The sequence below is a fragment of the Massilia soli genome, assembly GCF_016809835.1.
In the GTDB taxonomy this organism is placed as follows: domain Bacteria; phylum Pseudomonadota; class Gammaproteobacteria; order Burkholderiales; family Burkholderiaceae_D; genus Telluria_A; species Telluria_A soli.
The window spans coordinates 301,414-326,337 of record NZ_JAFBIL020000004.1 but is presented as its reverse complement, the minus strand read 5'-3'; the positions used below and the strand labels follow the sequence as shown (position 1 = coordinate 326,337).

At 64.5% G+C, this 24,924-nt stretch carries 25 protein-coding genes; 14 read left to right on the top strand and 11 right to left on the bottom strand.

Going from position 1 to position 24,924, the window contains the following annotated elements; genetic code table 11:
• Nucleotides 1-20: 20 nt before the first annotated feature.
• Genes I4X03_RS11690 through I4X03_RS11675 form a run of 4 tightly spaced genes read right to left on the bottom strand, consistent with a single transcriptional unit; the run spans nucleotide 21 to nucleotide 2,230 of the window.
• A complete protein-coding gene (locus I4X03_RS11690; RefSeq protein ID WP_223468399.1) occupies nucleotides 21-596 on the bottom strand; it encodes a DUF2946 family protein in 576 nt (191 codons plus the stop codon).
• Nucleotides 589-1,581, bottom strand: a complete 993-nt coding sequence (locus I4X03_RS11685; RefSeq protein WP_223468398.1) for a YheT family hydrolase — start codon at nucleotides 1,579-1,581, stop codon at nucleotides 589-591. The genes I4X03_RS11690 and I4X03_RS11685 overlap by 8 nt, the downstream gene beginning before the upstream one ends.
• Nucleotides 1,582-1,591: 10 nt before the next feature.
• Nucleotides 1,592-2,014 (bottom strand): YybH family protein, encoded by a 423-nt coding sequence (locus I4X03_RS11680; RefSeq protein ID WP_223468397.1) that lies wholly within the window; start codon nucleotides 2,012-2,014, stop codon nucleotides 1,592-1,594.
• Between the two features lie 21 nt (nucleotides 2,015-2,035).
• On the bottom strand, nucleotides 2,036-2,230 hold the full coding sequence (locus I4X03_RS11675; protein ID WP_169465550.1) for a zinc-finger domain-containing protein: 195 nt from the start codon (nucleotides 2,228-2,230) through the stop codon (nucleotides 2,036-2,038).
• 217 nt (nucleotides 2,231-2,447) lie between these two features.
• On the opposite strand from I4X03_RS11675, the gene I4X03_RS11670 reads away from it, so the two are divergent.
• The 10 genes from I4X03_RS11670 (at nucleotide 2,448) to I4X03_RS11625 (ending at nucleotide 12,721) form a co-directional block, all read left to right on the top strand.
• Nucleotides 2,448-3,203, top strand: coding sequence for an AzlC family ABC transporter permease (locus I4X03_RS11670; RefSeq protein WP_223468396.1), 756 nt, complete (start codon nucleotides 2,448-2,450; stop codon nucleotides 3,201-3,203).
• Nucleotides 3,200-3,529 (top strand): AzlD domain-containing protein, encoded by a 330-nt coding sequence (locus tag I4X03_RS11665; protein WP_223468395.1) that lies wholly within the window; start codon nucleotides 3,200-3,202, stop codon nucleotides 3,527-3,529. The genes I4X03_RS11670 and I4X03_RS11665 overlap by 4 nt, the downstream gene beginning before the upstream one ends.
• 70 nt (nucleotides 3,530-3,599) lie before the next feature.
• The gene (locus I4X03_RS11660) at nucleotides 3,600-4,814 is read left to right on the top strand and encodes a phosphoglycerate kinase (protein WP_223468394.1); all 1,215 of its coding nucleotides are present in this window, start codon (nucleotides 3,600-3,602) and stop codon (nucleotides 4,812-4,814) included.
• A 45-nt stretch (nucleotides 4,815-4,859) separates the two neighbouring features.
• Complete coding sequence (pyk, locus tag I4X03_RS11655) at nucleotides 4,860-6,308, top strand: pyruvate kinase (protein ID WP_223468393.1); 1,449 nt, start codon at nucleotides 4,860-4,862, stop codon at nucleotides 6,306-6,308.
• Nucleotides 6,309-6,436: 128 nt separating this feature from the next.
• Nucleotides 6,437-7,501 carry a class II fructose-bisphosphate aldolase gene (gene fba, locus I4X03_RS11650; protein ID WP_223468392.1) on the top strand — a complete coding sequence of 355 codons (1,065 nt, stop codon included), beginning with the start codon at nucleotides 6,437-6,439 and terminating at the stop codon, nucleotides 7,499-7,501.
• 56 nt (nucleotides 7,502-7,557) lie between these two features.
• Complete coding sequence (locus I4X03_RS11645) at nucleotides 7,558-8,454, top strand: phosphoribosylaminoimidazolesuccinocarboxamide synthase (protein WP_223468391.1); 897 nt, start codon at nucleotides 7,558-7,560, stop codon at nucleotides 8,452-8,454.
• A complete protein-coding gene (purE, locus tag I4X03_RS11640) occupies nucleotides 8,454-8,951 on the top strand; it encodes a 5-(carboxyamino)imidazole ribonucleotide mutase (RefSeq protein ID WP_223468390.1) in 498 nt (165 codons plus the stop codon). The genes I4X03_RS11645 and purE overlap by 1 nt, the downstream gene beginning before the upstream one ends.
• Nucleotides 8,948-10,138, top strand: coding sequence for a 5-(carboxyamino)imidazole ribonucleotide synthase (locus I4X03_RS11635; protein ID WP_223468389.1), 1,191 nt, complete (start codon nucleotides 8,948-8,950; stop codon nucleotides 10,136-10,138). The genes purE and I4X03_RS11635 overlap by 4 nt, the downstream gene beginning before the upstream one ends.
• On the top strand, nucleotides 10,135-11,166 hold the full coding sequence (locus I4X03_RS11630; protein ID WP_223468388.1) for an L-threonylcarbamoyladenylate synthase: 1,032 nt from the start codon (nucleotides 10,135-10,137) through the stop codon (nucleotides 11,164-11,166). The genes I4X03_RS11635 and I4X03_RS11630 overlap by 4 nt, the downstream gene beginning before the upstream one ends.
• Before the next feature lie 136 nt (nucleotides 11,167-11,302).
• Entirely contained in the window at nucleotides 11,303-12,721 is a 1,419-nt protein-coding gene (locus I4X03_RS11625; RefSeq protein ID WP_223468387.1) for an SGNH/GDSL hydrolase family protein, read from the top strand.
• Between the two features lie 67 nt (nucleotides 12,722-12,788).
• Here I4X03_RS11625 and I4X03_RS11620 read toward each other — a convergent pair whose 3' ends face one another.
• The 3 genes from I4X03_RS11620 to I4X03_RS11610 form a co-directional block, all read right to left on the bottom strand.
• Complete coding sequence (locus tag I4X03_RS11620; protein WP_223468386.1) at nucleotides 12,789-15,719, bottom strand: EAL domain-containing protein; 2,931 nt, start codon at nucleotides 15,717-15,719, stop codon at nucleotides 12,789-12,791.
• A gap of 128 nt (nucleotides 15,720-15,847) precedes the next feature.
• A complete protein-coding gene (locus I4X03_RS11615; RefSeq protein WP_223468385.1) occupies nucleotides 15,848-17,041 on the bottom strand; it encodes an acyl-CoA dehydrogenase in 1,194 nt (397 codons plus the stop codon).
• A gap of 63 nt (nucleotides 17,042-17,104) precedes the next feature.
• The gene (locus tag I4X03_RS11610; RefSeq protein ID WP_223468384.1) at nucleotides 17,105-17,614 is read right to left on the bottom strand and encodes a flavin reductase family protein; all 510 of its coding nucleotides are present in this window, start codon (nucleotides 17,612-17,614) and stop codon (nucleotides 17,105-17,107) included.
• A gap of 138 nt (nucleotides 17,615-17,752) precedes the next feature.
• Here I4X03_RS11610 and msrA point away from each other — a divergent pair, with 138 nt between their 5' ends.
• Complete coding sequence (gene msrA / locus I4X03_RS11605; RefSeq protein WP_223468383.1) at nucleotides 17,753-18,292, top strand: peptide-methionine (S)-S-oxide reductase MsrA; 540 nt, start codon at nucleotides 17,753-17,755, stop codon at nucleotides 18,290-18,292.
• Nucleotides 18,293-18,385: 93 nt separating this feature from the next.
• Here the strand turns inward: msrA and I4X03_RS11600 are convergent, their stop codons facing one another.
• Both I4X03_RS11600 and pdxH read right to left on the bottom strand, forming a co-directional pair.
• Nucleotides 18,386-19,591 (bottom strand): class I SAM-dependent methyltransferase, encoded by a 1,206-nt coding sequence (locus tag I4X03_RS11600; protein WP_223468382.1) that lies wholly within the window; start codon nucleotides 19,589-19,591, stop codon nucleotides 18,386-18,388.
• 46 nt (nucleotides 19,592-19,637) lie between these two features.
• A complete protein-coding gene (gene pdxH / locus I4X03_RS11595; protein WP_223468381.1) occupies nucleotides 19,638-20,819 on the bottom strand; it encodes a pyridoxamine 5'-phosphate oxidase in 1,182 nt (393 codons plus the stop codon).
• A gap of 76 nt (nucleotides 20,820-20,895) precedes the next feature.
• Here pdxH and tcdA point away from each other — a divergent pair, with 76 nt between their 5' ends.
• Genes tcdA through cysK form a run of 3 tightly spaced genes read left to right on the top strand, consistent with a single transcriptional unit; the run spans nucleotide 20,896 to nucleotide 23,370 of the window.
• Nucleotides 20,896-21,771 carry a tRNA cyclic N6-threonylcarbamoyladenosine(37) synthase TcdA gene (gene tcdA / locus I4X03_RS11590; RefSeq protein WP_223468380.1) on the top strand — a complete coding sequence of 292 codons (876 nt, stop codon included), beginning with the start codon at nucleotides 20,896-20,898 and terminating at the stop codon, nucleotides 21,769-21,771.
• 47 nt (nucleotides 21,772-21,818) lie between these two features.
• Nucleotides 21,819-22,406: an FKBP-type peptidyl-prolyl cis-trans isomerase gene (locus tag I4X03_RS11585; protein WP_223468379.1), complete on the top strand. Its 588-nt coding sequence runs from the start codon at nucleotides 21,819-21,821 to the stop codon at nucleotides 22,404-22,406.
• 34 nt (nucleotides 22,407-22,440) lie between these two features.
• Nucleotides 22,441-23,370 (top strand): cysteine synthase A, encoded by a 930-nt coding sequence (gene cysK, locus I4X03_RS11580; RefSeq protein ID WP_223468378.1) that lies wholly within the window; start codon nucleotides 22,441-22,443, stop codon nucleotides 23,368-23,370.
• Between the two features lie 86 nt (nucleotides 23,371-23,456).
• On the opposite strand, the gene I4X03_RS11575 is transcribed toward cysK, so the two are convergent.
• Both I4X03_RS11575 and traM read right to left on the bottom strand, forming a co-directional pair.
• Nucleotides 23,457-24,416, bottom strand: coding sequence for a cation diffusion facilitator family transporter (locus I4X03_RS11575; protein WP_223468377.1), 960 nt, complete (start codon nucleotides 24,414-24,416; stop codon nucleotides 23,457-23,459).
• Between the two features lie 2 nt (nucleotides 24,417-24,418).
• The gene (traM, locus tag I4X03_RS11570; protein WP_223468376.1) at nucleotides 24,419-24,922 is read right to left on the bottom strand and encodes a conjugal transfer transcriptional regulator TraM; all 504 of its coding nucleotides are present in this window, start codon (nucleotides 24,920-24,922) and stop codon (nucleotides 24,419-24,421) included.
• Nucleotides 24,923-24,924 lie beyond the last annotated feature (2 nt).

Genomic DNA, 24,924 nt, shown 5'->3' with positions numbered 1-24,924 from the left:
GCATGCGCGGGAACGGCGAGCTAGGCCTGCGGCCGTTGCACGAAGCCGAATTCTTCCGGCACCGCAGCCTGCCTGATCCGCTCGACGATCACCTGGCCGAGCATTAATGAACCCGGGCTGCCTTCCATCCATGCCAGCAGCGCATCGTCTGAAGCGGGCTGGCCGTTAATCTGCATCGCATCGACCAATTGGCCCATGTCGCGGTCATCCACCTTCGCGACCTTGCCACCGCCGCACACAATCAGCTCGCCGGTCTCGGTCATGCACGCGCGCTCGATGTCGCCAAGTGTCTCACCGGTCTGCACCAGCAAGCCTTGTTGCGGATCGGTGCGCGCGATGTAGGGCGTCGCTTCCAGGTTCAGGTACACGCGTTGCGGACCGTTCTGGAAATACCAGCAGCCGCGCTCGTCCGCCGCGTAATTGCGATTGATGAATCCAAGCAAAGCCTGTTGATGTACCTTGTCGCCGGGAAGGTCCAGGTGTTGCGCGCGCTCGTCGCGCATGCGCCAGGCGCCGCGCGCATCAAGCGCCAGCCAGCCATAGCAGTGCGGTACGTTCGGCCATTTCGCGATGGCCTTTTTTACAATGTCATCCATGCTCGACAGCTTCGCACACTTCGCGCGCGCTCGGCGCTCGCGTTGACGGGGCGCCCTCGAGGAAGCTGATCAGGCGCTGCGGCAGCCAGTCGAGGCTGCCGGGAATGCCGCCGCTTGCGAACCCGACATGGCCGCCATGTTCCGGGTACTCCAGCGTAACGTGCGGCGACGCCTTGCTTGGCAAATGCACGCCAGGCAGGAAGGGGTCGTTGCGCGCGTTGAGCACCAGGGTCGGCACGGTGATGTCATCGAGCACGTGCTTGGCGCTGGCGCGGTCCCAGTAATCGTTGGTGTCGCGGTAGCCATGCAGGGGCGCCGTCACCACGTTGTCGAATTCGTAGAGGTCGCGCGCGGACAGCAAGGCGTCGCGGTCGAACAGGCCGGGAAACTGGTCGAGCTTGGCGAGGCACTTCGGCTTGAGTGTTTGCAGGAACATGCGCGTGTAGAGCATGTTGAACCCTGACGACAGCGATTCGCCGCCGCGCGCCAGGTCGAGCGGCGCCGACACGGCGCAGGCCGCATCGACGATCTCGGATTCGTGTTGCCCTTCGCCTAGCCAGCGTAGCAGGGCATTGCCGCCAAGCGACACGCCGACGGCGTAAAACTTGCCCATCGCGCGTGGCCGCAGGCGCCGCAAGATCCAGTCGAGCTCCTGCGCATCGCCCGAATGGTAGAAGCGCGGCGCAAGGTTCGCTTCGCCTGAACAGCCGCGGAAATGCGGCACCGCGCCGGACCAGCCGCGGGCGGCGACCGCCGCCATCAGCGAGCGTGCGTAATGGCTGTTGGACGAACCTTCCAGGCCATGAAACAGCACCACGAACGGTTTGCCAGGCTCACCATCAACGAAATCGACATCAACGAAATCGCCGTCGTGCGCGTCCCAGCGCTCGCGCCGGAACGTCACTGGCGGCTTGGCGATCGCGATGGCGGGATAAATCGTTTGCAGGTGTCCGCTAGGCAGCCAGAACGGTGCGGTGTAGCGCATGCGGCGAAGGTCAGTGCAGGTTGGTTGGCAGCGCGCCGGAAGGCACCGGGCCAGGCGCGACCGACACATGGTGCGACACCATGCGCCAGCCGGCCGGGGTCTTCATGTACACATTGGTGGCCACAAGATGCGCTGCTTCCTCGCCGTTCGAGGTCACACCCTCGACCACGCTGTGTACCGCGCTCATCATGTTGTGGCTGACGTACAGCTGCGACGGCCGGATCTGCAGGCCGCCGCGCTCGAGGATCGCTTCCCACGACGCGTGGATCGCCGCGTGGCCATGCAGGCGCGGGCCGCCCGGGTGGACGCAGATGATTTCCTCGTCGTCGGCCCAGAGTTCCATCAGGGCGTCGACGTCGCCGCGGTTGAGCGCTTCATAGAAGGCGGTCTCAACCTCGGCGGCGGTGCCGATCAGCTGTTTCTGGCGTTTCATCTGCTCTCCAGCGTGCCGCGGTTAGTGATGCGACAGGACCGTGCCTGGCTTGAGCATGTACTCGGTGCCGCAATACGGGCACTTGGCCAGGCCGTCGTGGCCGAAGTCGAGGAACACGCGCGGATGGGACGACCACAGCGGCATCGCCGGGTTCGGGCAGTGCGCCGGCAGGTCTTTGGCTTCTAGCTCTACTGCAGGCACTTGTTTGTGATTCATGGATTCTCCGAAACGCTAAGGGGCAAGACCTCGATTTTAGCGGATTCGGGCAGCCATCCGGAATGGCCGTTAAAATAGCGCCTCAACAATCACGGCCGTGCTCGCCTTTCTCCCATGGAAAAGCGGACCCGGCGCCTCACAAAGAATTGCGCTTCATGGCCGACCGCTCCCCCTCGCCCGCACTGTCCTCCAGCATTGGCTGTAGCAGGAAAACAACATGAGCGGGCAAATTCCAACAGCGGCGGCGGAAGCCGAAGCGGTTCGCCCGCCGGACGAAGACCCGGCGGTGTTCCGCGAAGGCCTCAAGGTCGGCATTCCCACCCTGTTCGGCATCGGCGCATGGGGACTGGTGGTCGGTATCGCGATGATCAAGACCGGCCTGTCGATCCCGCAGGCGCTGGCGATGACCCTGCTGGTGTTTGCCGGCTCGGCCCAGCTTGCCTCGCTTCCACTGATTGTCGCGAATGCCCCGATCTGGGTGGTGTTCGCCACGGCACTGGTCGTCAACCTGCGCTTCGTAATCTTCTCGGCCATCCTGGCGCCGCACTTTGCGCACCTGCCGTGGAAAAAACGCTTCGCACTCGGGTATGTGTCAGGCGACATGTCGGTGGCCTTGTTCCTGCAGCGCTTCCCGACCGAGGCACCGGCGCTGGGCAAGCTTTCCTACCTCAAGGGCCTGCTGTACCCGAACTGGGGCGCCTGGCAGGTTGGCTCCATCGCCGGCATTTTCCTCGGCGCCGCGGTGCCGGCCGAGTGGGGCCTGGGCTTTGCCGGTACCCTCGCCATCATCTGCATCATGGTGCCGCTGACGGTCAACAGGGCGGCCGCCTGCGGGGTGCTGGTGGCTGCCGCCACCGCCGTGCTGGCCTACGAATTGCCGTACAAGCTGGGCCTGCTGGCAGCGGTGTTGCTCGGCATGGTGACCGCGATGGTGGTTGAAGAAACCATGGAAAAAATAAGGCCGCGGACATGACCGACCTCGAAATCTGGATCACCATCGGCGTGCTGGCGCTCGCCACCGCGGCCACCCGCAGCTCGTTCTGGCTGGTCGGCCACCACATCACGATCCCGAAACGGGTGCAGGAAATGCTGCGCTTCGCGCCGGCCTGCGCGCTGGCCGCGATCGTCGCGCCTGATTTGTTGCTTGGCAGTAAAGGGGAGCTGCAGTTTGCCTTCACCAACCTGAAGCTGGTGGCTGGCCTCGCATCGATCGGCTATTACCTTTGGCGCAGAAATATGCTTGAAACCATTGTTTTCGGGATGCTCTTCTTTACCGGCCTGCGGCTTTGGTTCCAGTAACCGTGCTGGCAAATTTGCATTGTTCATGAGTTAAAATAGCGTTCTTTCTCAATTGTCCGTCTGGGTAGCCATGCACGCTGTTCTCAACTTTACTCGTCTGCAAGACCTGATCGACCAAGGCGCCCTGCAAGGAAAGCGCGTGTTTATCCGCGCCGACCTGAACGTGCCGCAAGATGATGCGGGCAACATTACCGAGGACACGCGTATCCGCGCCTCGGTGCCTGCGATCCAGGCCGCCCTCAAGGCTGGCGCCACGGTCATGGTGACGTCCCACCTGGGCCGTCCGACCGAAGGCGAATTCAAGCCGGCAGACAGCCTGGCGCCGGTCGCCGCGCGTTTGTCCGAACTGCTCGGCCAGCCGGTTGAACTGAAGCAGGACTGGGTCGACGGCAAGGGGCTCGACAAGCTGCAGCCCGGCCAGGTCGTCCTGCTGGAAAACTGCCGCGTCAACAAGGGCGAGAAAAAGAATTCTGACGAGCTGGCCCAGAAGATGGCCAAGCTGTGCGACGTCTACGTCAACGATGCCTTCGGCACCGCGCACCGTGCCGAAGCGACCACCCACGGTATCGCCAAGTTCGCGCCAGTTGTTTGCGCCGGCCCGCTGCTGGCCGCCGAACTGGATGCATTGGGCAAGGCGCTGGGCGCGCCGAACCATCCGCTGCTGGCCATCGTCGCCGGCTCGAAGGTGTCGTCCAAGCTGTCGATCCTGAAGGCGCTGGCCGGCAAGGTCGACAACCTGATCGTCGGCGGCGGCATCGCCAACACCTTCATGAAGGCCAAGGGCCTGAACATCGGCAAGTCGCTGGTCGAAGCCGACCTGGTCGACGAAGCGAAAGCCATCATCGAGATGATGTCGGCGCGCGGCGCCACGGTGCCGATTCCAGTCGATGTCGTTTGCGCCAAGGAATTTTCGCCGACCGCTGAAGCGACCATCAAGGATGTGGCCGACGTTCAGGATGACGACATGATCCTCGACATCGGCCCGAAGACGGCGGCGACGCTGGCCCAGCAGATCCGCGGCGCCGGCACCATCGTGTGGAACGGTCCGGTCGGCGTATTCGAGTTCGACCAATTCGGCGAAGGCACGCGCATGCTGGCGCTGGCGATCGCCGGCTCCAAAGGCTTCTCGATTGCCGGCGGCGGCGACACCCTCGCTGCCATTGCGAAATACGGTATTACCGATAAAATCGGCTACATCTCGACGGGCGGCGGGGCATTCCTCGAATTCCTCGAAGGGAAGACGCTGCCAGCAGTAGATATCCTCCTGCAACGCAGTACCAAGTAACGCCAGCGCAGCCCTCCGGCTGCGCTTTTACTTCAAGGATTACCTATGTATCGTGGCACAAAGATCGTTGCAACCATCGGCCCGGCGTCGACCGATTTCGATATCCTCGTCAAGATGATCAAGGCAGGCGTTGACGTTGTGCGCCTGAACTTCTCGCACGGCAAAGCGCAAGACCACATCGACCGCGCCACGCTGGTACGCCGCGCGGCTGCCGAGTGCGGCAAGGAAGTGGCGATCATGGCCGACATGCAAGGTCCGAAGATCCGCGTCGGCAAGTTCGAAAACGGCAAGATCTTCCTTGAAAATGGCGAAAAATTCATCCTCGACGCCAAGTGGGGCGATGAAGGCGAACTGGGCAACCAGGAACGCGTCGGCCTCGACTACAAGGCGCTGCCGCGCGACGTGCGTCCGGGCGACAAGCTGCTGCTGAACGACGGCCTGATCGTGCTGATCGTCGACCGCGTGGCCGGCCACGAAGTCTTCACCACGGTCAAAGTCGGCGGCGAGCTGTCGAACAACAAGGGCATCAACCGCCAGGGCGGCGGCCTGACCGCGCCGGCACTGACCGCCAAGGACATGGAAGACATCAAGACCGCGATGAGCTTCCAGGCCGACTACCTGGCGATCTCGTTCCCGAAAAGCGCGACCGACATGGAAATGGCGCGCCAGCTGGCCAACATCGCCGGCGAGCAATACCACCACAAGCCAAGGATGATCGCCAAGATCGAGCGCGCCGAAGCGATCCCGGTGCTGCAGGAAATCCTCGACGCCTCCGACGGCATCATGGTCGCGCGTGGCGACCTGGCCGTGGAAGTGGGCAATGCCGCCGTGCCTGCGCTGCAAAAGCGCATGATCCGCATGGCGCGCGAGAGCAACAAGCTGGCCATCACCGCGACCCAGATGATGGAGTCGATGATCGTCAACGCCGTGCCGACCCGCGCCGAAGTATCGGACGTGGCCAACGCGGTGCTGGACGGCACCGACGCCGTGATGACCTCGGCCGAGACCGCATCGGGCAAGTACCCGATCGAGACCGTCGAAATGATGGCGGCCATTTGCGCCGAAGCCGAGCAGTCCGAGTACAACAAGCTCGACGCCGATTTCCTGAACATCCAGTTCACCCGCATCGACCAGTCGATCGCGTACGGCGCGCTGTTTACTGCGCACCACCTGCGCGTGAAAGCGATCGTCGCGCTGACCGAGTCGGGCTCGACCGCGCTGTGGATGAGCCGTCACAGCATCGACACGCCGATTTTCGCACTGACCCCGTCACAGCAGACGCAGCGCAAAGCATCGCTGTATCGTAACGTGCAAGCTTATCACCTGCTGCAGGAAGGCGGCAGCCACGCGGTGCTGCGCCAGGCCGAAGAATTGCTGATGAAACAGGGCGTCGTGCGCAAGGGCGACACCATCGTCGTGACCTGGGGATCCCCGATGGGACAGGCCGGCGGCACCAACGCACTGAAAATCGTGCGCGTAGGAGAATTCGACTAAATACGACACCCCGTCGTTCCCGCGTAGGCGGGAACCCATCACACAGCTGCTCAGCAAGCAAAGTATGGGTCCCCGCCTTCGCGGGAACGGCGGTGGTTACAGATTTCTATTGTTCTTGGAGTACTACCATGTCCCTCGTATCCATGCGTCAACTGCTGGACCATGCCGCCGAAAACGGCTATGGCCTGCCGGCGTTCAACGTCAATAACCTCGAACAGGTGCAGGCCATCATGGCTGCCGCCGATGCGGTCGGTTCCCCGGTCATCATGCAGGCCTCCGCTGGCGCCCGCAAATATGCCGGCGAAGCGTTCCTGCGCCACCTGATCGACGCCGCCGTCGAATCCTACCCGCACATTCCCGTCGTCATGCACCAGGACCACGGCCAGTCGCCGGCGGTCTGCATGGCCGCGATCCGCTCGGGCTTCACCTCGGTGATGATGGACGGCTCGCTGGAAGCGGACGGCAAGAGCGTCGCATCGTACGACTACAACGTCGATGTCTCGCGTGAAGTCGTCAAGTTCGCGCACTCGATCGGCGTGACCGTCGAAGCCGAACTGGGCGTGCTTGGCTCGCTCGAAACGATGATGGGCGACAAGGAAGACGGCCATGGCGCCGACGGCGCGATGACCCGCGAACAGCTGCTGACCGACGTGGCCCAGGCCGCCGACTTCGTGCAGCGCACCCAGTGCGACGCGCTGGCAATCGCCATCGGCACCTCGCACGGCGCCTACAAGTTCTCGCGCAAGCCAACCGGCGACATCCTGGCGATCGACCGCATCAAGGAAATCCACGCGCGCATCCCGAACACCCACCTGGTCATGCACGGTTCGTCGTCGGTGCCGCAGGAACTGCTGGCGGTGATCCGCGAATTCGGCGGCGACATGAAGGAAACCTACGGTGTGCCGGTCGAGGAAATTCAGGAAGGCATCCGCCACGGTGTCCGCAAGATCAACATCGACACCGACATCCGCCTGGCGATGACGGCGGCGATCCGCAAGTACTTGTTCCAGAACCCGGGCAAGTTCGACCCGCGCGACTACCTCAAGCCAGCGCGTGAAGCGGCGACCGAAATCTGCAAGGCGCGCTTCCTGTCCTTCGGTTGCGAAGGCCAGGCTGGCAAGATCAAGCCGATGCCTCTCGACAAGATGGCCGAGCGTTACAAGAACGGCGAGCTGGCCCAGATCGTAAAATAACAAACCTTGCGCGCCCTCCGGGGCGCGCTTAGCTTCAAGCAATTCAAGGATTCGTGATGTCTAGTGTTCTCGAAACAAACCTCAAGTCGCTTCCCTTCCTGCACCGCGGTAAGGTGCGCGACATTTACGCCGTCGGCGACGACAAGCTGCTGGTGATCCAGTCCGACCGCCTGTCGGCATTCGACGTCATTCTCGACGATCCGATCCCGGGCAAGGGCAAGATCCTGACCGCGATGTCGAACTTCTGGTTCCAGAAATTCGCCGACCTGATGCCGAACCACGAGACCGGCATCGATCCGCTGTCGGTTGTCTCGCCCGAGGAGCGCGCGCAGGTTGAAGGGCGCGCCATCGTCGTCAAGAAATTCAAGCCGCTGGGCATCGAGGCGATCGTGCGCGGTTACCTGATCGGTTCGGGCTGGAAGGATTACCAGAAGACCGGCAAGGTGTGCGGCATCGCGCTGCCAGCTGGCATGAAGGAAGCCGAGAAGCTGCCGCAGGTGTTGTTCACGCCGTCGACCAAGGCACCGGCTGGCGCGCATGACGAAAACATTTCGTTCGAAGAAGCCGAGAACATCGTCGGCGCCGACGTCGCGCGCCAGGTGCGCGATTACGCGATCGCGCTGTACACCAAGGCTGCCGAATACGCCGCCGAAAAAGGCATCATCATCGCCGATACCAAGTTTGAATTCGGCCAGGACGAGAGCGGAAAAATCTACCTGATCGATGAAATCCTCACGCCCGACTCGTCGCGTTTCTGGCCGATGGAAAGCTATGCGACCGGCATGTCGCCGCCATCGTACGACAAGCAATTCGTGCGCGATTACCTGGAAACCCTGAAGGACTGGAACAAGGCGCCGCCGTCGCCGCCAGTCCCGGCCGATGTGATCGCCAAGACCCAGGCCAAATACCTCGAAGCACTTGAGCGCCTGACCGGCCAGAAGCTGGATCTCTGATGGACGATACCGTAAAGCCTATCGTTGGCGTGGTCATGGGTTCGTCGTCCGACTGGGATGTGATGCAGCACGCGGTCGCCATCCTCAAGGAATTCGGCGTCCCGTTCGAAGCGCAAGTCGTTTCCGCGCACCGCATGCCCGATGACATGTTCGCCTACGCCGAAAGCGCGCGTGCGCGCGGCCTGCGCGCCATCATCGCCGGCGCCGGCGGCGCCGCCCACCTGCCGGGCATGATCGCCGCCAAGACCATCGTGCCGGTGCTGGGCGTGCCGGTGCCGTCGAAGTACCTGCGCGGCGAAGATTCGCTGCTGTCGATCGTGCAAATGCCAAAGGGCATTCCTGTCGCCACCTTCGCCATCGGTGAAGCGGGCGCGACAAATGCTGCGCTGGCGGCGGTCGCGATGCTCGCCAGCACCGACGATGTCATGGCCGATCGCCTGCAGGATTACCGCGACATCCAGACCGCGGCCGCACGGGCCATGGCGTTGCCGGCATGAGCGCCAAGCAGTTTCCCCCGGCGCGCCCACCGGCAACGCTGGGTGTGATGGGCGGCGGCCAGCTTGGCCGCATGTTCGCGCACGCGGCGCAGGCAATGGGTTTCAAGGTGGCCGTACTCGACCCGGCGCGCGACAGCCCGGCAGGGCAGGCGGCCGACCGCCTGATCGTGGCCGGTTATTCCGACGCCGCCGGACTGGCCGACCTGGCCTCCGCCTGCGCCGCCATCACCACCGAATTTGAAAATGTACCGGCCGACAGCCTGGCATGGCTTGGCGAGCGCAGCTTCGTGGCGCCGTCGGCGCAGTGCGTGTCGGTGGCGCAAGACCGCATCGCCGAGAAACGGTTCTTTGTCGACTGCGCGCCAAGCTCCGGCGTCATGCCGGCGCCGCACAAGACCATTGCAACAAGCGAAGACATCGACGCGATTCCTGATGACCTGCTGCCGGGCATCCTGAAAACCGTGCGCATGGGCTATGACGGCAAGGGCCAGGTCCGCGTCAAGACGCGCGCCGACGTGCGCGCCGCGTTTGCCGAGATGCAGGGCGTTACCTGCCTGCTTGAAAAAATGCTGCCGCTGGCCTATGAGGTCTCGGTGCTGACAGCGCGCGGCGCTGACGGCGAGTCGGTGGTCTACCCGATCGCCGAGAACGTCCATCGCGACGGCATCCTGTTTACCACCACGGTGCCAGGGCCGAACGTATCGAGCGCCTGCGCCGCGATGGCGCAGGATGCCGCGCGCGCAATCGTCTCGCAGCTTGGTTATGTGGGCGTGCTGTGCATCGAATTCTTTGTGCTCGACGACGGCACCCTGGTCGTCAACGAAATGGCGCCGCGCCCGCATAACAGCGGCCACTACACCATCGATGCCTGCGTCACCAGCCAGTTCGCGCAGCAAGTGCGCGCGATGGCGCGCCTGCCGCTGGGCGACGTGCGCCAGCATTCGCCGGCCGTCATGCTCAATATTCTCGGCGACATCTGGTTCGACGGCGACAGCGACACCGCGCGCGAGCCGGCCTGGGAGCAAGTGCTGGCGCTGCCCGGCGCCTGCCTGCACCTGTACGGCAAGGAACAAGCGCGCCGCGGCCGCAAGATGGGCCACCTGACCCTGGTGGCGCCGACGCTTGCCGAAGCGCAGGTCAAGCTGCGTTCGGCCTGCCAGATTCTCGCTATCGAGGAGGACGCATGAGCGGGCAGGACGTTGACGTGGCGGCGATCGCCGCAGCAGCGCGCCTGCTGGAACAGGGCCAGCTGGTCGCCCTGCCCACCGAGACCGTCTACGGACTGGGCGCCGATGCCGAGAACCCGGCCGCGGTGGCGCGCATCTACGCCGCCAAGGGCCGCCCGATGGATCACCCGGTGATCGTTCACGTCGCCCCTGGCGCCGAGCTGGACCATTGGGCAAGCGACATCCCGTACCAGGCGCGCGCACTGGCCGATGCCTTTTGGCCTGGGCCGCTGACGATGATCCTGAAACGCGCGGCGCACATACCGGACGCTGTTTCCGGCGGCCAGGACACGGTCGGCATCCGCTGCCCCTCGCATCCGGTCGCCATCGCGCTGCTGCAAGCTTTTAAGGGCGGCAAGGGCGGCATCGCCGCGCCATCGGCCAACAAATTCGGCAACGTCAGCCCGACTACCGCGCAGCATGTACGCGACGAATTCGGCGCCGACGGCACCGTCGCCGCGATCCTCGACGGCGGCCAGAGCCAGGTCGGCATCGAGTCGACGATTGTCGACCTGTCGCGCCTGGCCACCCATGGGCCGGTGCTGCTGCGGCCCGGTCAGATCAGCGCCGACGCGATCGCCGCGGTGATCGACAGCGTACCGGCGGCGCCGGACGCCGCCGCGCCGCGCGCTTCCGGCACCCTCGAATCGCATTACGCACCGCATACGCCGGTGGCCATGCAGGACAGCGCTGAACTGCTGGCCACGCTTGCCCAGTTGCAGGCAGCGGGCCGCAAGGTCGCCCTGGTCCACTACAGCGCCTTCCCGCCAGCCCACGCCGAAGTGCAGTTGCCGTCCAGCCCGGACGGATTTGCGCACGCCCTGTACGCGGCGCTGCGTTCGATGGACCAGGCCGGCGCGGATGTGATCCTGGTGGAAGCACCGCCGCGCGGCGGCGAGTGGCTCGGCGTAAACGACCGCCTGCGACGCGCAGCGCATGGTTCGAGCGGCATCGTGCACGGCCTTTTGAACCACCACGTACCATCCTGACGGGAAACCATTGTTGTTCGGACCCGACGGGTAGATAAGTTTATCGATGTACAAGATTGCTTAACGCTGGCATATTAGTTGTAGTGCAAATAGCACGGGCGTTCGCATCAAAAATATATTCTTCTTAGGAGACACAATGCGTCACAACAATATCGCGCTGGCCTTGCTGGCGGCGGCTATCCTTTCCGCTTGCGGCAGCAGCGACAACGACACTCCGGTCCAGCCACCGAAGCCGAAATTCGCTTCCCAGGTATCGTTTGGCGACAGCCTGTCCGACGTCGGCACCTACGCCGTCGGCACCGTTGCTGCCCTGCGCGGCGGCAAGTTTACGATCAACGGCGACAATACCGCGATCAATGCCGCGCTGACCGGCAAAAACTGGACCGAGCTGATGGCAACCCGCTTCGGCCTGCCGGCGCCATGCGCTGCCGTCACCGGCCTCGATGGCGATCCGTCCAAGGGCTTCTCGGTTCCGGTCACCAATAACCTCAATTGCACCGGCTACGCCCAGGGCGGCGCCCGCGTCACCAATCCGATCGGCCCGAACAATAAGGCCACCGGCGCCGCCATCGGCGCGCTGACCTATCCGGTCGCCACCCAGATCGCCACCCACCTGGCGCGCAATGGCGGCAGGTTCAAGGGCGACGAAGTCGTCTTCGTGAGCGCTGGCGGCAATGACGCCTTCGCGCTGCTGGGCGAACTGACCGCCGCCGCGACCGCGGCCGGCAACGCCGCCGGCGCCGCCGAAGGCGCCAAGGTTGGCGCGCAGACCTTCGCCTCCACGCTGGTCGGCCTGCTGTCGGTCGGCGCCACCAACCCAACCACCGCCGCCCAGGCGATCGGCGCTGCCGTCGCAACCGAGTCGGCGCGCGCCGGCAGCACCTCGCAAACCATCGTTGGCGTTGCAGTGGCCACCGCGGCTGCGCAGCCAGGCAACATGGCGGTCGGTTCGCCAGCCGTGTATGGCCCGATGGTGGCCCAGGCGCAAGCCCGGGCGGCCACCGCTGGTGCCGAAGCGGGCGCCAAGGCCGGTGCCGCAGCCGGCGCCGCCTACGGTGCCGAGAACGGTCCGAAAATGGTACCGCGCATGGCCGCTGCCGCAGCCGAGCTGGCCGACCTGGTTCGCAACCAGGTCGTTGCCAAAGGCGCCAAGTACGTCGTGCTGGTCAACCTGCCTGACCTGGGCAATGCACCAAGCTCGAAGGCACAAGCCGCTTCGACGCAGACCTTGATCAACGGTATGGTCAACGCCTTCAACATCGCGCTGCGTGTCGGTGTGGACGGCCTGGACGCCAACGTCCTGTTCGTCGACCTGTTCACCATCAGCCAGGAGCAGATTCTCAATCCTGCCAAGTTTGGCATCAGCAACGTCGCCAAGCCGGCATGCGGCCCGAACGCGCTCGGCACCACCTCGCTGGTCTGCAACGGCAGCAACCTGGTGGCCGGCGACGTCAGCAAGTACCTGTTCGCTGACGATGTGCACCCATCGCCATTTGGCTACTCGCTGATGTCGAACTACGTCGCCGAGCAGATGGTAGTGCGCGGCTGGCTGTAACAAGCGCGCAGAACGATCCCCGCCCAGGCGGGTGAATGCCGCTCGGTCTTGGCCGCGCGGCATTTTTTTATCCGCCCGGCTGCGCCTGCGGTATCGTGGTTTCGAATTGCGCCACTTCCATCGGGCGGCCAAACAGGTAGCCCTGGCAGCTGTCACAGCCAATCTCGGCCAGGAAGGCCCGCTGCGCTTCCGTTTCGACCCCTTCGGCAATGATCTCCAGGCCAAGCGCTTGCCCCAGCGCCACAATGCTGCGCGCGATTGATGCATCGTTGGGGTCGATCAGCACATCGCGCACGAACGAGCGGTCGATTTTCAGCTGATTCAGCGGCAACAGCTTCAGGTAGCTCAGCGACGAATAGCCGGTGCCGAAATCGTCGAGCGCGAAGCCGATGCCGTGCTGCTTGAGTTGCTGCATCTTGTCGATCGTCGCCTCGACGTTGTCGATCAGCAGAGATTCGGTCAATTCAAGCTTCAGCAAGTCCGGGCGGGCGCCGCTGGCGTTGATCGTCGCCAAGGTCACGGCGACGAAATCCTGCTGGCGGAACTGGCGCGCGCTGACGTTGACGGCCATCGTCAGGTGGGCCAGCGCAGGGACCGATGCCCACGCGGCCAGTTGCTCGCAGGCGCTGCGCAGGACCCATCCGCCCAGCTGGACGATGAGTCCGGAGGCTTCGGCGATCGGCACGAATACCGCCGGCCCGACGACGCCGCGGCTGCTATGGTTCCAGCGCAGCAGCGCCTCCACGCCTGTGACCTTGCCGCTGCCATCGACCTGCGGCTGGTAATGCAGCATGAATTCCGAGCGCGTTAGCGCTTCGCGCAATTCGATCTCCAGCGCGATGCGGTAAGTCACGTCGAACGCCATGTTGTCATGGAAAAAGCGCAGCGTGTTGCGGCCATCGCGCTTGGCTTCGTACATCGCCAGGTCGCCGCGCTTCATCAGCTCGTCGCTGTCGGTGTCGGCATCGAGCCGCAGTGCCGCGCCGATGCTGCAGGTGGCGTGGTGCGACCCGCCGCCGATGCTGAAGGGTTTGCCAATGACTTCGATGATATGCCAGCCCACCGTGGCCGCGTGGGCGGCGGCTAGTTGTTCCGTCTCTCCTATTCCTTCGAGCAAGATCACGAACTCGTCGCCGCCGAGGCGGGCCACGGTATCGCCTTCGCGGATGCAGTCCCTGAGGCGCTGCGCGACTTGCTTGAGCAGCTGGTCGCCGACCTCGTGTCCGCGGGTATCGTTGAGGTCCTTGAAATTGTCGAGGTCGAGAAACAGCAGCGCCACCGCCTGCTTGCTGCGGTTGTACACCGACAGGCAATGCTCGAGCCGCTCGAGCAGCAGGCGCCGGTTGGGCAGCCCGGTCAGCGCGTCGAAGTTGGCCAGCTGCATGATCTCGTCCTGGGCCATCTTTTGCCGCGTCATGTCGGCCTGGGTGCCGACGAAATTCGTGATGCGTCCTTCGGCATCGCGTACCGCGGTGATGGTCAGCCAGGCCGGGTAGGGCGTGCCCTTGCTGTCGTGGGTCCAGACGTCGCCCTGCCAGATGCCGCGCGTGCCGACCAGTTCCCACAGCTTGTCCCAGGCGTCGTCGCCGCCCGCTTCCAGCGATACCTTCGGCGGCGGCTGGCCGACCAGCGCGCGCGCCGGCGTTCCGCTCATGGCCGCGTAGGCATCGTTGACGTCGAGCATCAGGCGATCTGGGCCGGTCACGAACATCCCTTGCTGCGACTGGAACACGGTGGCGGCGATGCGGGTCGATTCCTCGTCTTTCTTGCGCTCCGAAATATCGGTGGCGATGCCGCACAAGCCATACACGCTGCCGTCTTCGCGGCACAGCGGAATTTTAGTCGACAGGAACGTCGGATGGTCGGCGCGGGTGCTGGAACTGATTTCCTCGGCGACGATACGCGTACCCTGTTCAATCACTGTGCGGTCGGTGCTGCGGATCCCCGCCGCGGTGCTTGGGTCGAACAGCTCGTCGTCGCTTTTGCCAAGGATCTGGTCGCAGCCGGTACCGTAAAACTCGCATGCGGCGCGGTTGACGTACTGGTAGCGGTAGTTGGCATCCTTGATGTAGATGAGGCTATCGACGCTGTCGAGGATGGTCGACAGGCGCTGCTGGCTGTCAACCAGCGCGCGGGTCTTGAGCGCGACCTGGCGGCGCAGCCAGAATGCCAGCAGCAACGCGATCGCCAGCGCGGCGGCGATGGCACCGGCGGTCCAGCGCACCCATGATGGCGTGCGCGCCAGCAGCGTCTTGCGCTGCCACTGCTGCAGCACGGCGAAATAGGGCGAATCGGCCGAGCGCTGCCAGGCTTCGAGGTGGCGGTCGATCGCCGCCAGCGTGCTGCCGCCGCGGCCCTTGGGCGCGGAGTAAAACAGCCGCACGGGCAGGAACGCGATGGGCGTTTCAACCAGCGCGTGGCGGTTCGCATAGATATCGCCGGCATACTTGCTGGCGACGACGACGTCGGCCTTGCGCGTGTTGACCAGGTCGAAGCCGGCGTCGATCGAGCTCACCGACACCAGCTGCGCCTGCACCCCGAACTGCAGCAGGAAATTGTCCAGGTAGGCTTGCTGGATCGAGTCCCCCATGACGGCGACTTTTCTTCCGTCAAGATCCATGATGGAGGCGATCGGCACGCGCGGATGGCGGTACACCTGCGACCAACTGTGCAATGCGGGAATATTGTGGAAGTCGAGTACCCGGTTGCGTTCGACCGACCAGGCGACATCGGGCAGCAGGTCGATGTTTCCTTGCTCGACCGCCTCCATGCAGGCGGACCACTCGCATTGAACAAACGCCAGCTGCCAGTGTTCGGCCGCGGCGATCTTGCGCAGCAAGTCGACCATGATGCCGTCGGCGCGGCCGTCGGCATCAATGAAAATCTTCGGCGCGTTCTGGTAAACGCCCACCCGGATCGTGCGCTCCTCGGCGCCGGCGCTGCCGGCGGCACAGGCCAGCATGGTGAAACCTAGCAAAAGGCGAAGCAAACCGCGCATGGGATCTCCAGGCCGATGGAGCCTGACTGTTCTCGGTCTGCCAGTGTACCCACGACTGGCTTGTTGTTGTCGCGTTCGCAATAAAAAAACCCGCCGAAGCGGGTTTATGTGCAACGTCTTGTGTCCGCTCAGAAAGCAGCGATGCCGGTCTGCGCGCGGCCCAGGATCAGCGCGTGGATGTCGTGGGTGCCTTCGTAAGTGTTGACCACTTCGAGGTTGACCATGTGGCGGATCACGCCGAACTCGTCGGAGATGCCGTTACCGCCGAGCATGTCGCGCGCGACCCGTGCGATGTCCAGCGACTTGCCGCAGGAATTGCGCTTCATCATCGAGGTGATCTCGACGGCGGCGGTGCCGGCGTCCTTCATGCGGCCCAGCTGCAGGCAGCCCTGCAGGCCGAGCGTGATTTCGGTCTGCATGTCGGCCAGCTTCTTTTGCACCAGCTGGTTGGCGGCCAGCGGACGGCCGAATTGCTGGCGGTCCATCGTGTACTGGCGCGCGGTGTGCCAGCACGCTTCGGCCGCGCCCAGCGCGCCCCAGGCGATGCCGTAGCGTGCCGAGTTCAGGCAGGTGAACGGACCCTTCAGGCCGCGCACGTCCGGGAAGGCGTTTTCTTCCGGGCAGAACACATTGTCCATCACGATTTCGCCGGTGACGGAGGCGCGCAGGCCGAACTTGCCGTGGATCGCAGGCGCGCTCAGGCCGGCCATGCCCTTGTCGAGGATGAAGCCGCGGATTGCGCCTTCGTCGTCCTTGGCCCAGACCACGAACACGTCGGCCACCGGCGAGTTGGTGATCCACATTTTGGCGCCGGTCAGCGCGTAGCCGCCGTCGACCTTGCGCGCGCGGGTGATCATCGAGCCGGGGTCGGAACCGTGGTTCGGCTCGGTGAGGCCGAAGCAGCCGATCCATTCGCCGGTCGCCAGCTTCGGCAGGTATTTCTGGCGCTGCGCCTCGGTGCCGAACTCGTAAATCGGCACCATCACCAGCGACGACTGCACGCTCATCATCGAGCGGTAGCCCGAATCGACGCGCTCGACTTCGCGCGCGATCAGGCCATAGGCGACATAGTTCATGCCCGGGCCGCCGTACTGTTCCGGAATCGTCGGACCCAGCAGGCCGAGCTCGCCCATCTCGCGGAAGATCGAGGTGTCCATGCGCTCGTGGCGGAAGGCTTCGAGGATGCGCGGGGCCAGCTTGTCCTGGCAGTAGGCCGCGGCCGCGTCGCGCACCATGCGTTCTTCGTCGGTCAGCTGTTCGTTCAGCAGCAGCGGATCGTCCCAGTGGAACTGCGCCTTGCGCGGCGATTCGGATCGGTTCATGCTCTTTCCTGTCTGTATTGGATTGGGGGCAAGTTGTCTATACTACTTTATTAATATGCAATTTTACCGCGTTTGGGTGCTGCCGAATTGCCCGGCGTGAAAAATCAGCGACGCCTGCGGGGTATACGCGCAATCCTCGACTTCGCCGACAAAGATCACGTGGTCGCCTTCCGGATAGCGGCTGCGGTTATGGCACTCGAACCAGGCCGACGCGCCCTGGAGGATCGGCTGGCCGGTACGGGACAGCGCGTAATCGACGCCGGCGAACGGGTCCTCGGTGCGGCGCGAAAAGCGCTGCGCCAGATGGGCCTGGTCGGCGCCAAGCACATTGATGACATAGTGGGAGTTGCCGCTGAAGATGGGCATGCTGTTGGCCGCCTCGGACAGGCTCCACAGCACCAGCGGCGGTTCCAGCGACACCGAGTTGAACGAACTGGCCGTCAGGCCGCGGAAACTGCCATCGGCCTGGCGCGTCGTGATCACAGTGACGCCGGTAGCGAACTGTGAAAGTGCTTGCCGGAACTGCGTGGAATCGAAATCGCGGCCTTCAGCGCGCGGGGAGCTTATATTCATTGGTGACCTGTGTATTTGTACCATTATGCCACTTCCGCCCGCCCGTACCATAGCGAGCCCGGCACCCGTCATGGCTGCACGGCATGGCGCTTTGCGTTACAGTTGCTCCATACGCGTTCGCGGGCTATGGGGTGTGTGATGAGCAATCAATCAGCGGACAATGTCGCGATTCTCGGGGGCGGCTGCTTCTGGTGCGTGGAGGCGGTCTACCTGGAGGCGCGCGGGGTGACAAAGGTCGAGTCCGGCTACATGGGCGGCCTGGTGGACCAGCCCAGCTACGAGCAGGTGTGTTCCGGGACCACCGGGCACGCCGAAGTGGTGCGGCTGGAATTTGATCCGGCTGTCATCAGCTATCACGACCTGCTCGAAGTGTTCTTTACCATCCATGACCCGACCACGCTGAACCGCCAGGGCAATGACGTGGGCACCCAGTACCGTTCGGTGATTTATACGACGACGCCGGAGCAGGAAGCCGTTGCGCGGCAAGTCATTGCCGAGATGGCCTGTGTGTGGGATGCGCCGATCGTGACGGAGGTGGCGCCGGCCCAGACCTGGTACAAGGCCGAGGATTATCACCAGGATTACTTCCGCCAGCATCCGCTGCAGGGCTATTGCGCGTTTGTGGTGGCGCCCAAGGTGGCCAAGTTTCGCAGTACGTTTGCGAATCGGCTGAAATAGCGCTCGGCGGCAGCCGGGCAGCAACGGCGCAGGCGAACCGGGTGGCTGGACTTTGTGCCGCATGCGCCGATGCGCAGCCGGCCGGCGCCAGCGTCAACAGGGATACATGTAGCGCCGCGACCACGCATGGTTCGCCGGCGCACTACCCGCCTTCCCGCACACGACCTGGTACAAACTGATCAGGTCGTGGTTGAAGGCATGCGTGCACCCGGCGAGATACACATGCCAGATCCGGAAACGCCGTTCATCGGTCAGCGTGCGGATCCGGCCGGCGTTGGCTTCGTAATTTTCGGTCCATAGTTCGCAGGTGCGCGCGTAGTGCCGGCGCAGGTTCTCGACGTCGCGCACCTCCAGCCCGCCTTCCTGCATCGCCCGGATCACCAGGCCAAGGTGGGCCAGTTCGCCGTGCGGAAACACATACTTGCTGATGAACTCGCCTCCGCCATACGGCGTGGCGCGCCCGTTCGGGTCGGTCGTGGTGAGCCCATGGTTCATCGCAACGCCGTCCGGCGCCAGCAGCGCGCTGATGCGCGCGAAGTACTCGGACAGATGGCGCACGCCCACATGCTCGAACATGCCGACGCTGGTGATGCGGTCGAATTGCCCGCCGACGTCGCGGTAATCCTGCAGGCGGATTTCGACGCGGTCGCGCAGCCCGGCGCGGGCGACTTGCTCGCGCGCCAGCCGCTGCTGGTTTTCCGACAACGTGATGCCGACGCAGCGCGCGCCAAAGCGCTCGGCGGCACGGATCGCCAGCGCGCCCCAGCCGCAGCCGATGTCGAGCAGGGTCTGGCCCGGCCGCATGTCGATCTTGGTGAGGATGTGGTCGATTTTCTTGCGCTGCGCGGTGGCGAGGTCTTCATCGCCATTTTCGAAATAGGCGCACGAGTAAACCATGCCCGGGTCGAGCCAGGCGCGGTAGAACTCGTTGGAGACGTCGTAGTGGTAGCGGATCGCGTCGGCGTCGCGCTCGCGCGTGTGCGGCAGCGCGCGCATGAAGCGCCGCAGCGCGCCGTGCGGCCTGACCGAGGCCGCGGCCAGCGCATTGACGACGCTGATCATGTCGCTGGCCCGGCCGCTGACCTCGATCGCGCCTTCGACATACGCCCGGCCGAGGTTGTACAGCGAGGGCGACACCAGGTAGCGCACCGCCGACGCGTGGGGCACGCGGATCGTCACGCGCGGCGCCTCGTCGGAGAAATCGAGGCGCTGGCCGTTCCACAGCTCGACCCGCAGCGGCACCGTGGTTTTACTGCGCAGCCCGGTGCTCCAGGCGTTTAATCGAAGTTGACTGAACACGCACACCTCCGCTGGGAAGGCAGGGCGCAAACGCGCTGGCTACCCCTTATGGTTGCAAACGCTGCCGTGTCCACTTGCCGCCTTGCAGCGTGTACACGATGCGGTCGTGAAAGCGCGAACGGCGCCCTTGCCAGAACTCAATGCGTTCGGGCACAAGGCGGAAGCCGCCCCAGTTGCCTGGCCGTGGCGGCTGCTCGCCATATTGCTCTGCTACGGATGCGTATTGCTGTTCCATGGCGTCGCGGCTGCCGATCGGCTCGCTTTGAGCGGAGGCAATTGCCGCCAGCCGGCTTTTGAGGGGGCGGCTGTGAAAGTACTGGTCGCTCTCCTCCGGTGATGTTCGTTCTACTCTTCCTTCGATACGAATCTGGCGTTCAAGTTCGCTCCAAAAGAAGAGAAGCGACGCGTATGGATTTTGCTCAAGCTGGCGGCCTTTCTGGCTCTGGTAGTTGGTGTACCAGGTGAAGCCGCGCGGGTCGAATTGCTTGACCAGCACGATGCGCGAGGCCGGCCGGCCGCGCTCGTCCACGGTCGATACGCCCATCGCGTTGGGCTCGTTGACCTGCGCCTCCAGCGCCTCGTCGAACCACTTGCCAAATTGAACGATTGGGTCGGCATCGACATCGTCTTCCGACAGGCTGGCCTGGCCGTAGTCGGTGCGCAGGTGGGCCACCGCCTCGCCGCTGGCAGGAGCGGGGGCGATGCCGCGCCTTACCTGCATCGCCTGCCCCAGCGCGGCCATCTGGCTGGCGCTGAACAGGCGCTTGGCCATCGGCGCGATCTGGCTTTCCTCGCGTTCCATGTGCGCCGTGTAGCGCTCGCAGAAGTCGCCGACGTCGGCCGCCGACACATCGCCAGCGCTGCCGTCGGCAAGCGGGCGCAGCTGCTCGTGCAGGCGCTGCCACAGCGCATCCATCTTGCTGTGGTCGTCGATGATGCCCGGCGCCAGCGCCGCCAGCAGCGCCGCGTCCTCGCCCTGCGCCACCTCGCGCAGCATCGGGATCAGATTCTGTTCCTCATCCTCATGGTGCAAGTGCGCGGCCGTCTCGAAATAGCGGATCACGGCCGTGGCGGCCTCGCGCGCCTGCTCGTCGGCGCCGTGCCGGGGCAGGTGATCGAGCAGCTTTTGCAGCGTTGCCAGCTGTTTGCGGATGCGGTCGTGGCAGTGCTTGAGCACGGCGATCGGCTGGTCGAATCCGGGCGCGGCGTCGTGGAGTGGGTTGGTCATGTCGGGCTTTCAATGTTGCGTGGTGTAGGGTCATTTTAGAACAGTGCGAAAGGCAGTGTCCGTTTACAATGCGGGGATGAATACCATCAACACCCATATCTTCACCGGGGAGACGGACGAAGTCGATTTTGCCCGGCGTTTCGGCGGCATCGCGCGCTTGTACGGCGACGCGGCGCTGGAACGTTTCCGCGCCACGCATGTCTGCGTGATCGGCGTCGGCGGCGTCGGCTCCTGGATCGTCGAAGCGCTGGCGCGCAGCGCCATCGGCCAGCTGACCCTGATCGACCTCGACAACGTCGCCGAGTCGAACATCAACCGCCAGATCCAGGCCCTGTCCGGCACCATCGGCCAGGCCAAGATCGCCGCGCTGGCCGAGCGCATTGCCCAGATCAATCCGTTTTGCCGGGTCAATCAGGTCGAAGACTTCATCGAGCCGGGCAACCTGGACCGGATGATCGCGGGACGCGGCTACGACTTCGTCATCGACGCCATCGACCATGTCCGCTCCAAGGCGGCGCTGATCGCCTACTGCCGCGATCACGCCATTCCGATGATCACCATCGGCAGCGCCGGCGGCCAGGTCGACCCGACCCGCATCGAGATCCGCGACCTCAGCAAGACCGAGCAGGAACCGATGCTGAAACAGGTGCGCAAGAAACTGCGCAACGAGTTTGGATTTCCGCGCAGCATCAAAACCAAATTCAATGTCGATGCGGTATTCTCGATGGAACCGCTGACCTTGCCGGACGAAGACGCATCCTGCGAGGTCGGGGACGGCGGCGCCGGCGTTACCGGCCTGAACTGTGCTGGCTTCGGATCGAGCATGGTGGTGACCGCGACGTTCGGCATGTTCGCCGCCGGCCATGTGCTGCGCAAGCTGGCGCTGGACGCCGGCGCGCCAGCCGGGGCCGCCCCGCCTGCTGTTCAGCAGCCGGCGGCGGCAGTATCATAAGCACAGGACAACCGCGTTTTGATCACTTTTAACAGGAAGATACATACATGATTCGCAGCTCCCTCTTGTTCGCCATGCTCGCCGCCGCAGTCACCCTGGCCCAGGCCCAGTCCGGCGCTCCGGACGCCCACGCCCAGGCCCAGGCCCAGTCGCAGGCCGCCACCGATCCTGCCGCGGTCGCCGCCGCCACGGCGCAGCCGGCCCAGCCGGCGCAGGCCAGCGCGCCTGTCGTGCAGCCGGCACCGGCCGCGGCCCCAGTTGCCGAGGCCGCGCCGGCGGCGCCCGCGCTCGACCCGTTGATCATCAAGGACACCAAGGTCGGCAGCGGCAAGGAAGCGAGCGTCGGCAACAAGGTCCAGGTCAACTACACGGGCTGGTTCTACAAGCCGATGGCAAAGAACCAGCGCGGCCGCCAGTTCGATTCGTCGATCGGCCGCGAGCCGCTCGAATTCCAGCTTGGCGCAGGTAAAGTCATCAAGGGCTGGGACCAGGGCGTGGCGGGCATGAAGGTGGGCGGCAAGCGCACCCTGATCATCCCAAGCCACCTGGCCTACGGCAAGCGCGGTGCCGGCGGCGGCATGATCGCGCCTGACTCGGACCTGATTTTCGACGTCGAACTGCTGCAAGTGAAGTAAGTCCAATCGCTAACGTACCAGTGGGAGAAATGTCATGAAAATCGCAAACGACGTCACCGAACTGATCGGCAACACCCCGCTGGTACGGATCCGCAAGCTGGGCCGCGAGGGCGGCGCGCAGATCGTCGCCAAGCTCGAATTCCACAACCCCGCCCACAGCGTCAAGGACCGCATCGGCCTGGCGATGATCGAGGCGGCCGAGCAGGCCGGGCTGATCGGGCCCGACACCGTCATCGTCGAACCGACCAGCGGCAACACCGGCATCGCGCTGGCGATGGTGTGCGCCGCGCGCGGCTACCGCTGCAAACTGGTGATGCCGGAAACCATGAGCATCGAGCGGCGCACCTTGCTGCGCGCCTATGGCGCCGAACTGGTGCTCACGCCAGGGGCCGAAGGCATGCTGGGCGCGATCCGCCGCGCCGAGGAGCTGGTCGCTGCCAACCCTGGCCATTTCATGCCGCAGCAGTTCAACAACGCCGCCAATCCGGACGTGCACCGCCGCACCACCGCCGAAGAAATCTGGCGCGACACCGATGGCCAGGTCGATATCCTGGTCGCCGGCGTCGGCACGGGCGGCACCATCACCGGCGTAAGCGAAGTCATCAAGTCGCGCAAGCCCGGCTTCCAGGCCATCGCGGTCGAGCCGGAAGCCTCGCCGATGCTGTCGAAAGGCACCAAGGGACCGCACCCGCTGCAAGGGATCGGCGCCGGTTTCATCCCGGCGGTGCTGAACGTCCACGCCTACGACGAAGTCATCAGCGTCAGCAACGACAACGCCTTCGAGACGGCGCGCGCGGCGGCGCGCGGCGAAGGGCTGCTGGTCGGTATTTCCGCCGGCGCCGCGCTGTGGGCCGCGCTGCAGGTGGCGCAGCGCCCCGAGAACGCGGGCAAGCTGATCGTCGTGATCATCCCGTCTTTCGGCGAGCGCTACCTGAGCACCCCGCTATACGCCAACCTCGCCTGATCGAAAAACTTCCAAAATCGGGGACAGACCACCATTTTGGAATGTTCCAAAATGGTGGTCTGTCCCCGATTTTGGAACGTTCGTTTTTAGTGCGCGTGTGCGTCGAGGGCGCAGGTGTGGTCAGTGGTGCCGTGTTCCATCTGCAAGGTGCAGTGGTGGATCGGGAACTTGTCTTTCAGACCTGCGGTGATGGCGTCGAACGCCTGGTCGCCAGGATAGCTGCCAGGCATGACCAGGTGTACGGTCAGCGCATTTTCGGTCGTGCTCATGGCCCAGATGTGCAGGTCGTGGATATCGCTCACGCCGGGCTGGCCGCGCAGAAATGCCGCCACCTTGCCGGCGTCGACATTCGGCGGCACCGCGCCCAGTACCAGTTGCATCGATTCGCGTAGCAGGCCCCAGGTGCTGACCAGAATTAGCAGCACGATCACCAGGCTGACCGCCGGGTCCAGCCAGCTCCAGCCGGTCGCCATGATCGCCAGCCCAGATACCACCACGCCCAGCGAAATAGCCGCGTCCGCCGCCATGTGCTGGTAGGCGCCGCGGATGTTCAGGTCGTCCTTGCTGCCGGCCATGAATAGCCAGGCCGACAGGCCATTGACCGCCACGCCGATCGCCGCGACCACCGATACCGTCATGCCGGCCACCGGCGCAGGGTTGTTGAGGCGGTGTACGGCTTCCCAAGCGATCGCGCCGCACGCCAGCATCAGCAGCAAGGCGTTAAGCACTGCCGCCAGGATCGAGCTGCTGCGCAGGCCGTAGGTGTAGCGCTGGGTTGTCGCGGTGCGCGCCAGCATGGCCGCGCCCCACGCCAGCACCAGGCCCAGCACGTCCGACAGGTTGTGCCCGGCGTCGGCCATCAGCGCGGTCGAGTTGGCGATGAAGCCGTAGGTAAATTCGATGGCGACAAAAATCGTGTTCAGTCCGATCGCCAGCGCAAACGCGCGGTTGTTGCCATCGGGCGAAATGTGATGGTGATGATGCCCGCGGCCATGACCGTGGCTGTGTCCGTGGTCATGGCTGTGTTCGTGATGATCGTGCGGCATGGTCAGGGTTTCTGCATTTCAGTCTGAATCAGCTTGCGGCTTTTGGCGTCGAGTTTTTCGACGGCGCGCGCCATCTTGTCGGCGTTCGCCAAGGCCTGGGTTTGTTCGGCAGTCAGTTCCCTGGCTTGCACAATCGGCGCCGGCGCAGGAGGTGGGCGGAAGAAGGCGGCCTGGCCGAGCAGCACCAGCAGCGCGCCCAGCAGCGCGGCGCCGCCGGCCAACGCGATCATCCGCTTGTCGCCGGCCAGCATCGGCCCGCGCGCGGCACTGGCGGCGGCAGGCGCGGCGCGCGGCGCGGCCGGGCGTTCGATGTGGCCGCCATTCTGCAGCGCCTGCACCTGGGCGGCCAGCTCGCCGGTGGCATCGTCCAGCAGCGCCACATGGCGCTCGACCGCTTCGGCCAGCACCGCTTCGTTCAGGGCGACCAGGGCAAATACCGGGTCGTCGACGTCGATCTTGACGCCGGTCTTTTCAAACACCAGGGTGCGCAGTTTTTGCTGGTCCATGG

Coding starts and splice junctions, on each gene's coding strand:
- I4X03_RS11615 (WP_223468385.1), bottom strand. CDS start 17,041: ATGAACCGATCCGAATCGCCGCGCAAGGCGCAGTTCCACTGGGACGAT.
- I4X03_RS11685 (WP_223468398.1), bottom strand. CDS start 1,581: ATGCGCTACACCGCACCGTTCTGGCTGCCTAGCGGACACCTGCAAACG.
- I4X03_RS11620 (WP_223468386.1), bottom strand. CDS start 15,719: ATGCGCGGTTTGCTTCGCCTTTTGCTAGGTTTCACCATGCTGGCCTGT.
- I4X03_RS11585 (WP_223468379.1), top strand. CDS start 21,819: ATGATTCGCAGCTCCCTCTTGTTCGCCATGCTCGCCGCCGCAGTCACC.
- I4X03_RS11665 (WP_223468395.1), top strand. CDS start 3,200: ATGACCGACCTCGAAATCTGGATCACCATCGGCGTGCTGGCGCTCGCC.
- I4X03_RS11575 (WP_223468377.1), bottom strand. CDS start 24,416: ATGCCGCACGATCATCACGAACACAGCCATGACCACGGACACAGCCAC.
- I4X03_RS11645 (WP_223468391.1), top strand. CDS start 7,558: ATGTCTAGTGTTCTCGAAACAAACCTCAAGTCGCTTCCCTTCCTGCAC.
- I4X03_RS11635 (WP_223468389.1), top strand. CDS start 8,948: ATGAGCGCCAAGCAGTTTCCCCCGGCGCGCCCACCGGCAACGCTGGGT.
- purE (WP_223468390.1), top strand. CDS start 8,454: ATGGACGATACCGTAAAGCCTATCGTTGGCGTGGTCATGGGTTCGTCG.
- I4X03_RS11670 (WP_223468396.1), top strand. CDS start 2,448: ATGAGCGGGCAAATTCCAACAGCGGCGGCGGAAGCCGAAGCGGTTCGC.
- pyk (WP_223468393.1), top strand. CDS start 4,860: ATGTATCGTGGCACAAAGATCGTTGCAACCATCGGCCCGGCGTCGACC.
- pdxH (WP_223468381.1), bottom strand. CDS start 20,819: ATGACCAACCCACTCCACGACGCCGCGCCCGGATTCGACCAGCCGATC.
- I4X03_RS11630 (WP_223468388.1), top strand. CDS start 10,135: ATGAGCGGGCAGGACGTTGACGTGGCGGCGATCGCCGCAGCAGCGCGC.
- cysK (WP_223468378.1), top strand. CDS start 22,441: ATGAAAATCGCAAACGACGTCACCGAACTGATCGGCAACACCCCGCTG.
- tcdA (WP_223468380.1), top strand. CDS start 20,896: ATGAATACCATCAACACCCATATCTTCACCGGGGAGACGGACGAAGTC.
- I4X03_RS11625 (WP_223468387.1), top strand. CDS start 11,303: ATGCGTCACAACAATATCGCGCTGGCCTTGCTGGCGGCGGCTATCCTT.
- I4X03_RS11660 (WP_223468394.1), top strand. CDS start 3,600: ATGCACGCTGTTCTCAACTTTACTCGTCTGCAAGACCTGATCGACCAA.
- I4X03_RS11680 (WP_223468397.1), bottom strand. CDS start 2,014: ATGAAACGCCAGAAACAGCTGATCGGCACCGCCGCCGAGGTTGAGACC.
- fba (WP_223468392.1), top strand. CDS start 6,437: ATGTCCCTCGTATCCATGCGTCAACTGCTGGACCATGCCGCCGAAAAC.
- msrA (WP_223468383.1), top strand. CDS start 17,753: ATGAGCAATCAATCAGCGGACAATGTCGCGATTCTCGGGGGCGGCTGC.
- I4X03_RS11610 (WP_223468384.1), bottom strand. CDS start 17,614: ATGAATATAAGCTCCCCGCGCGCTGAAGGCCGCGATTTCGATTCCACG.
- I4X03_RS11675 (WP_169465550.1), bottom strand. CDS start 2,230: ATGAATCACAAACAAGTGCCTGCAGTAGAGCTAGAAGCCAAAGACCTG.
- traM (WP_223468376.1), bottom strand. CDS start 24,922: ATGGACCAGCAAAAACTGCGCACCCTGGTGTTTGAAAAGACCGGCGTC.
- I4X03_RS11690 (WP_223468399.1), bottom strand. CDS start 596: ATGGATGACATTGTAAAAAAGGCCATCGCGAAATGGCCGAACGTACCG.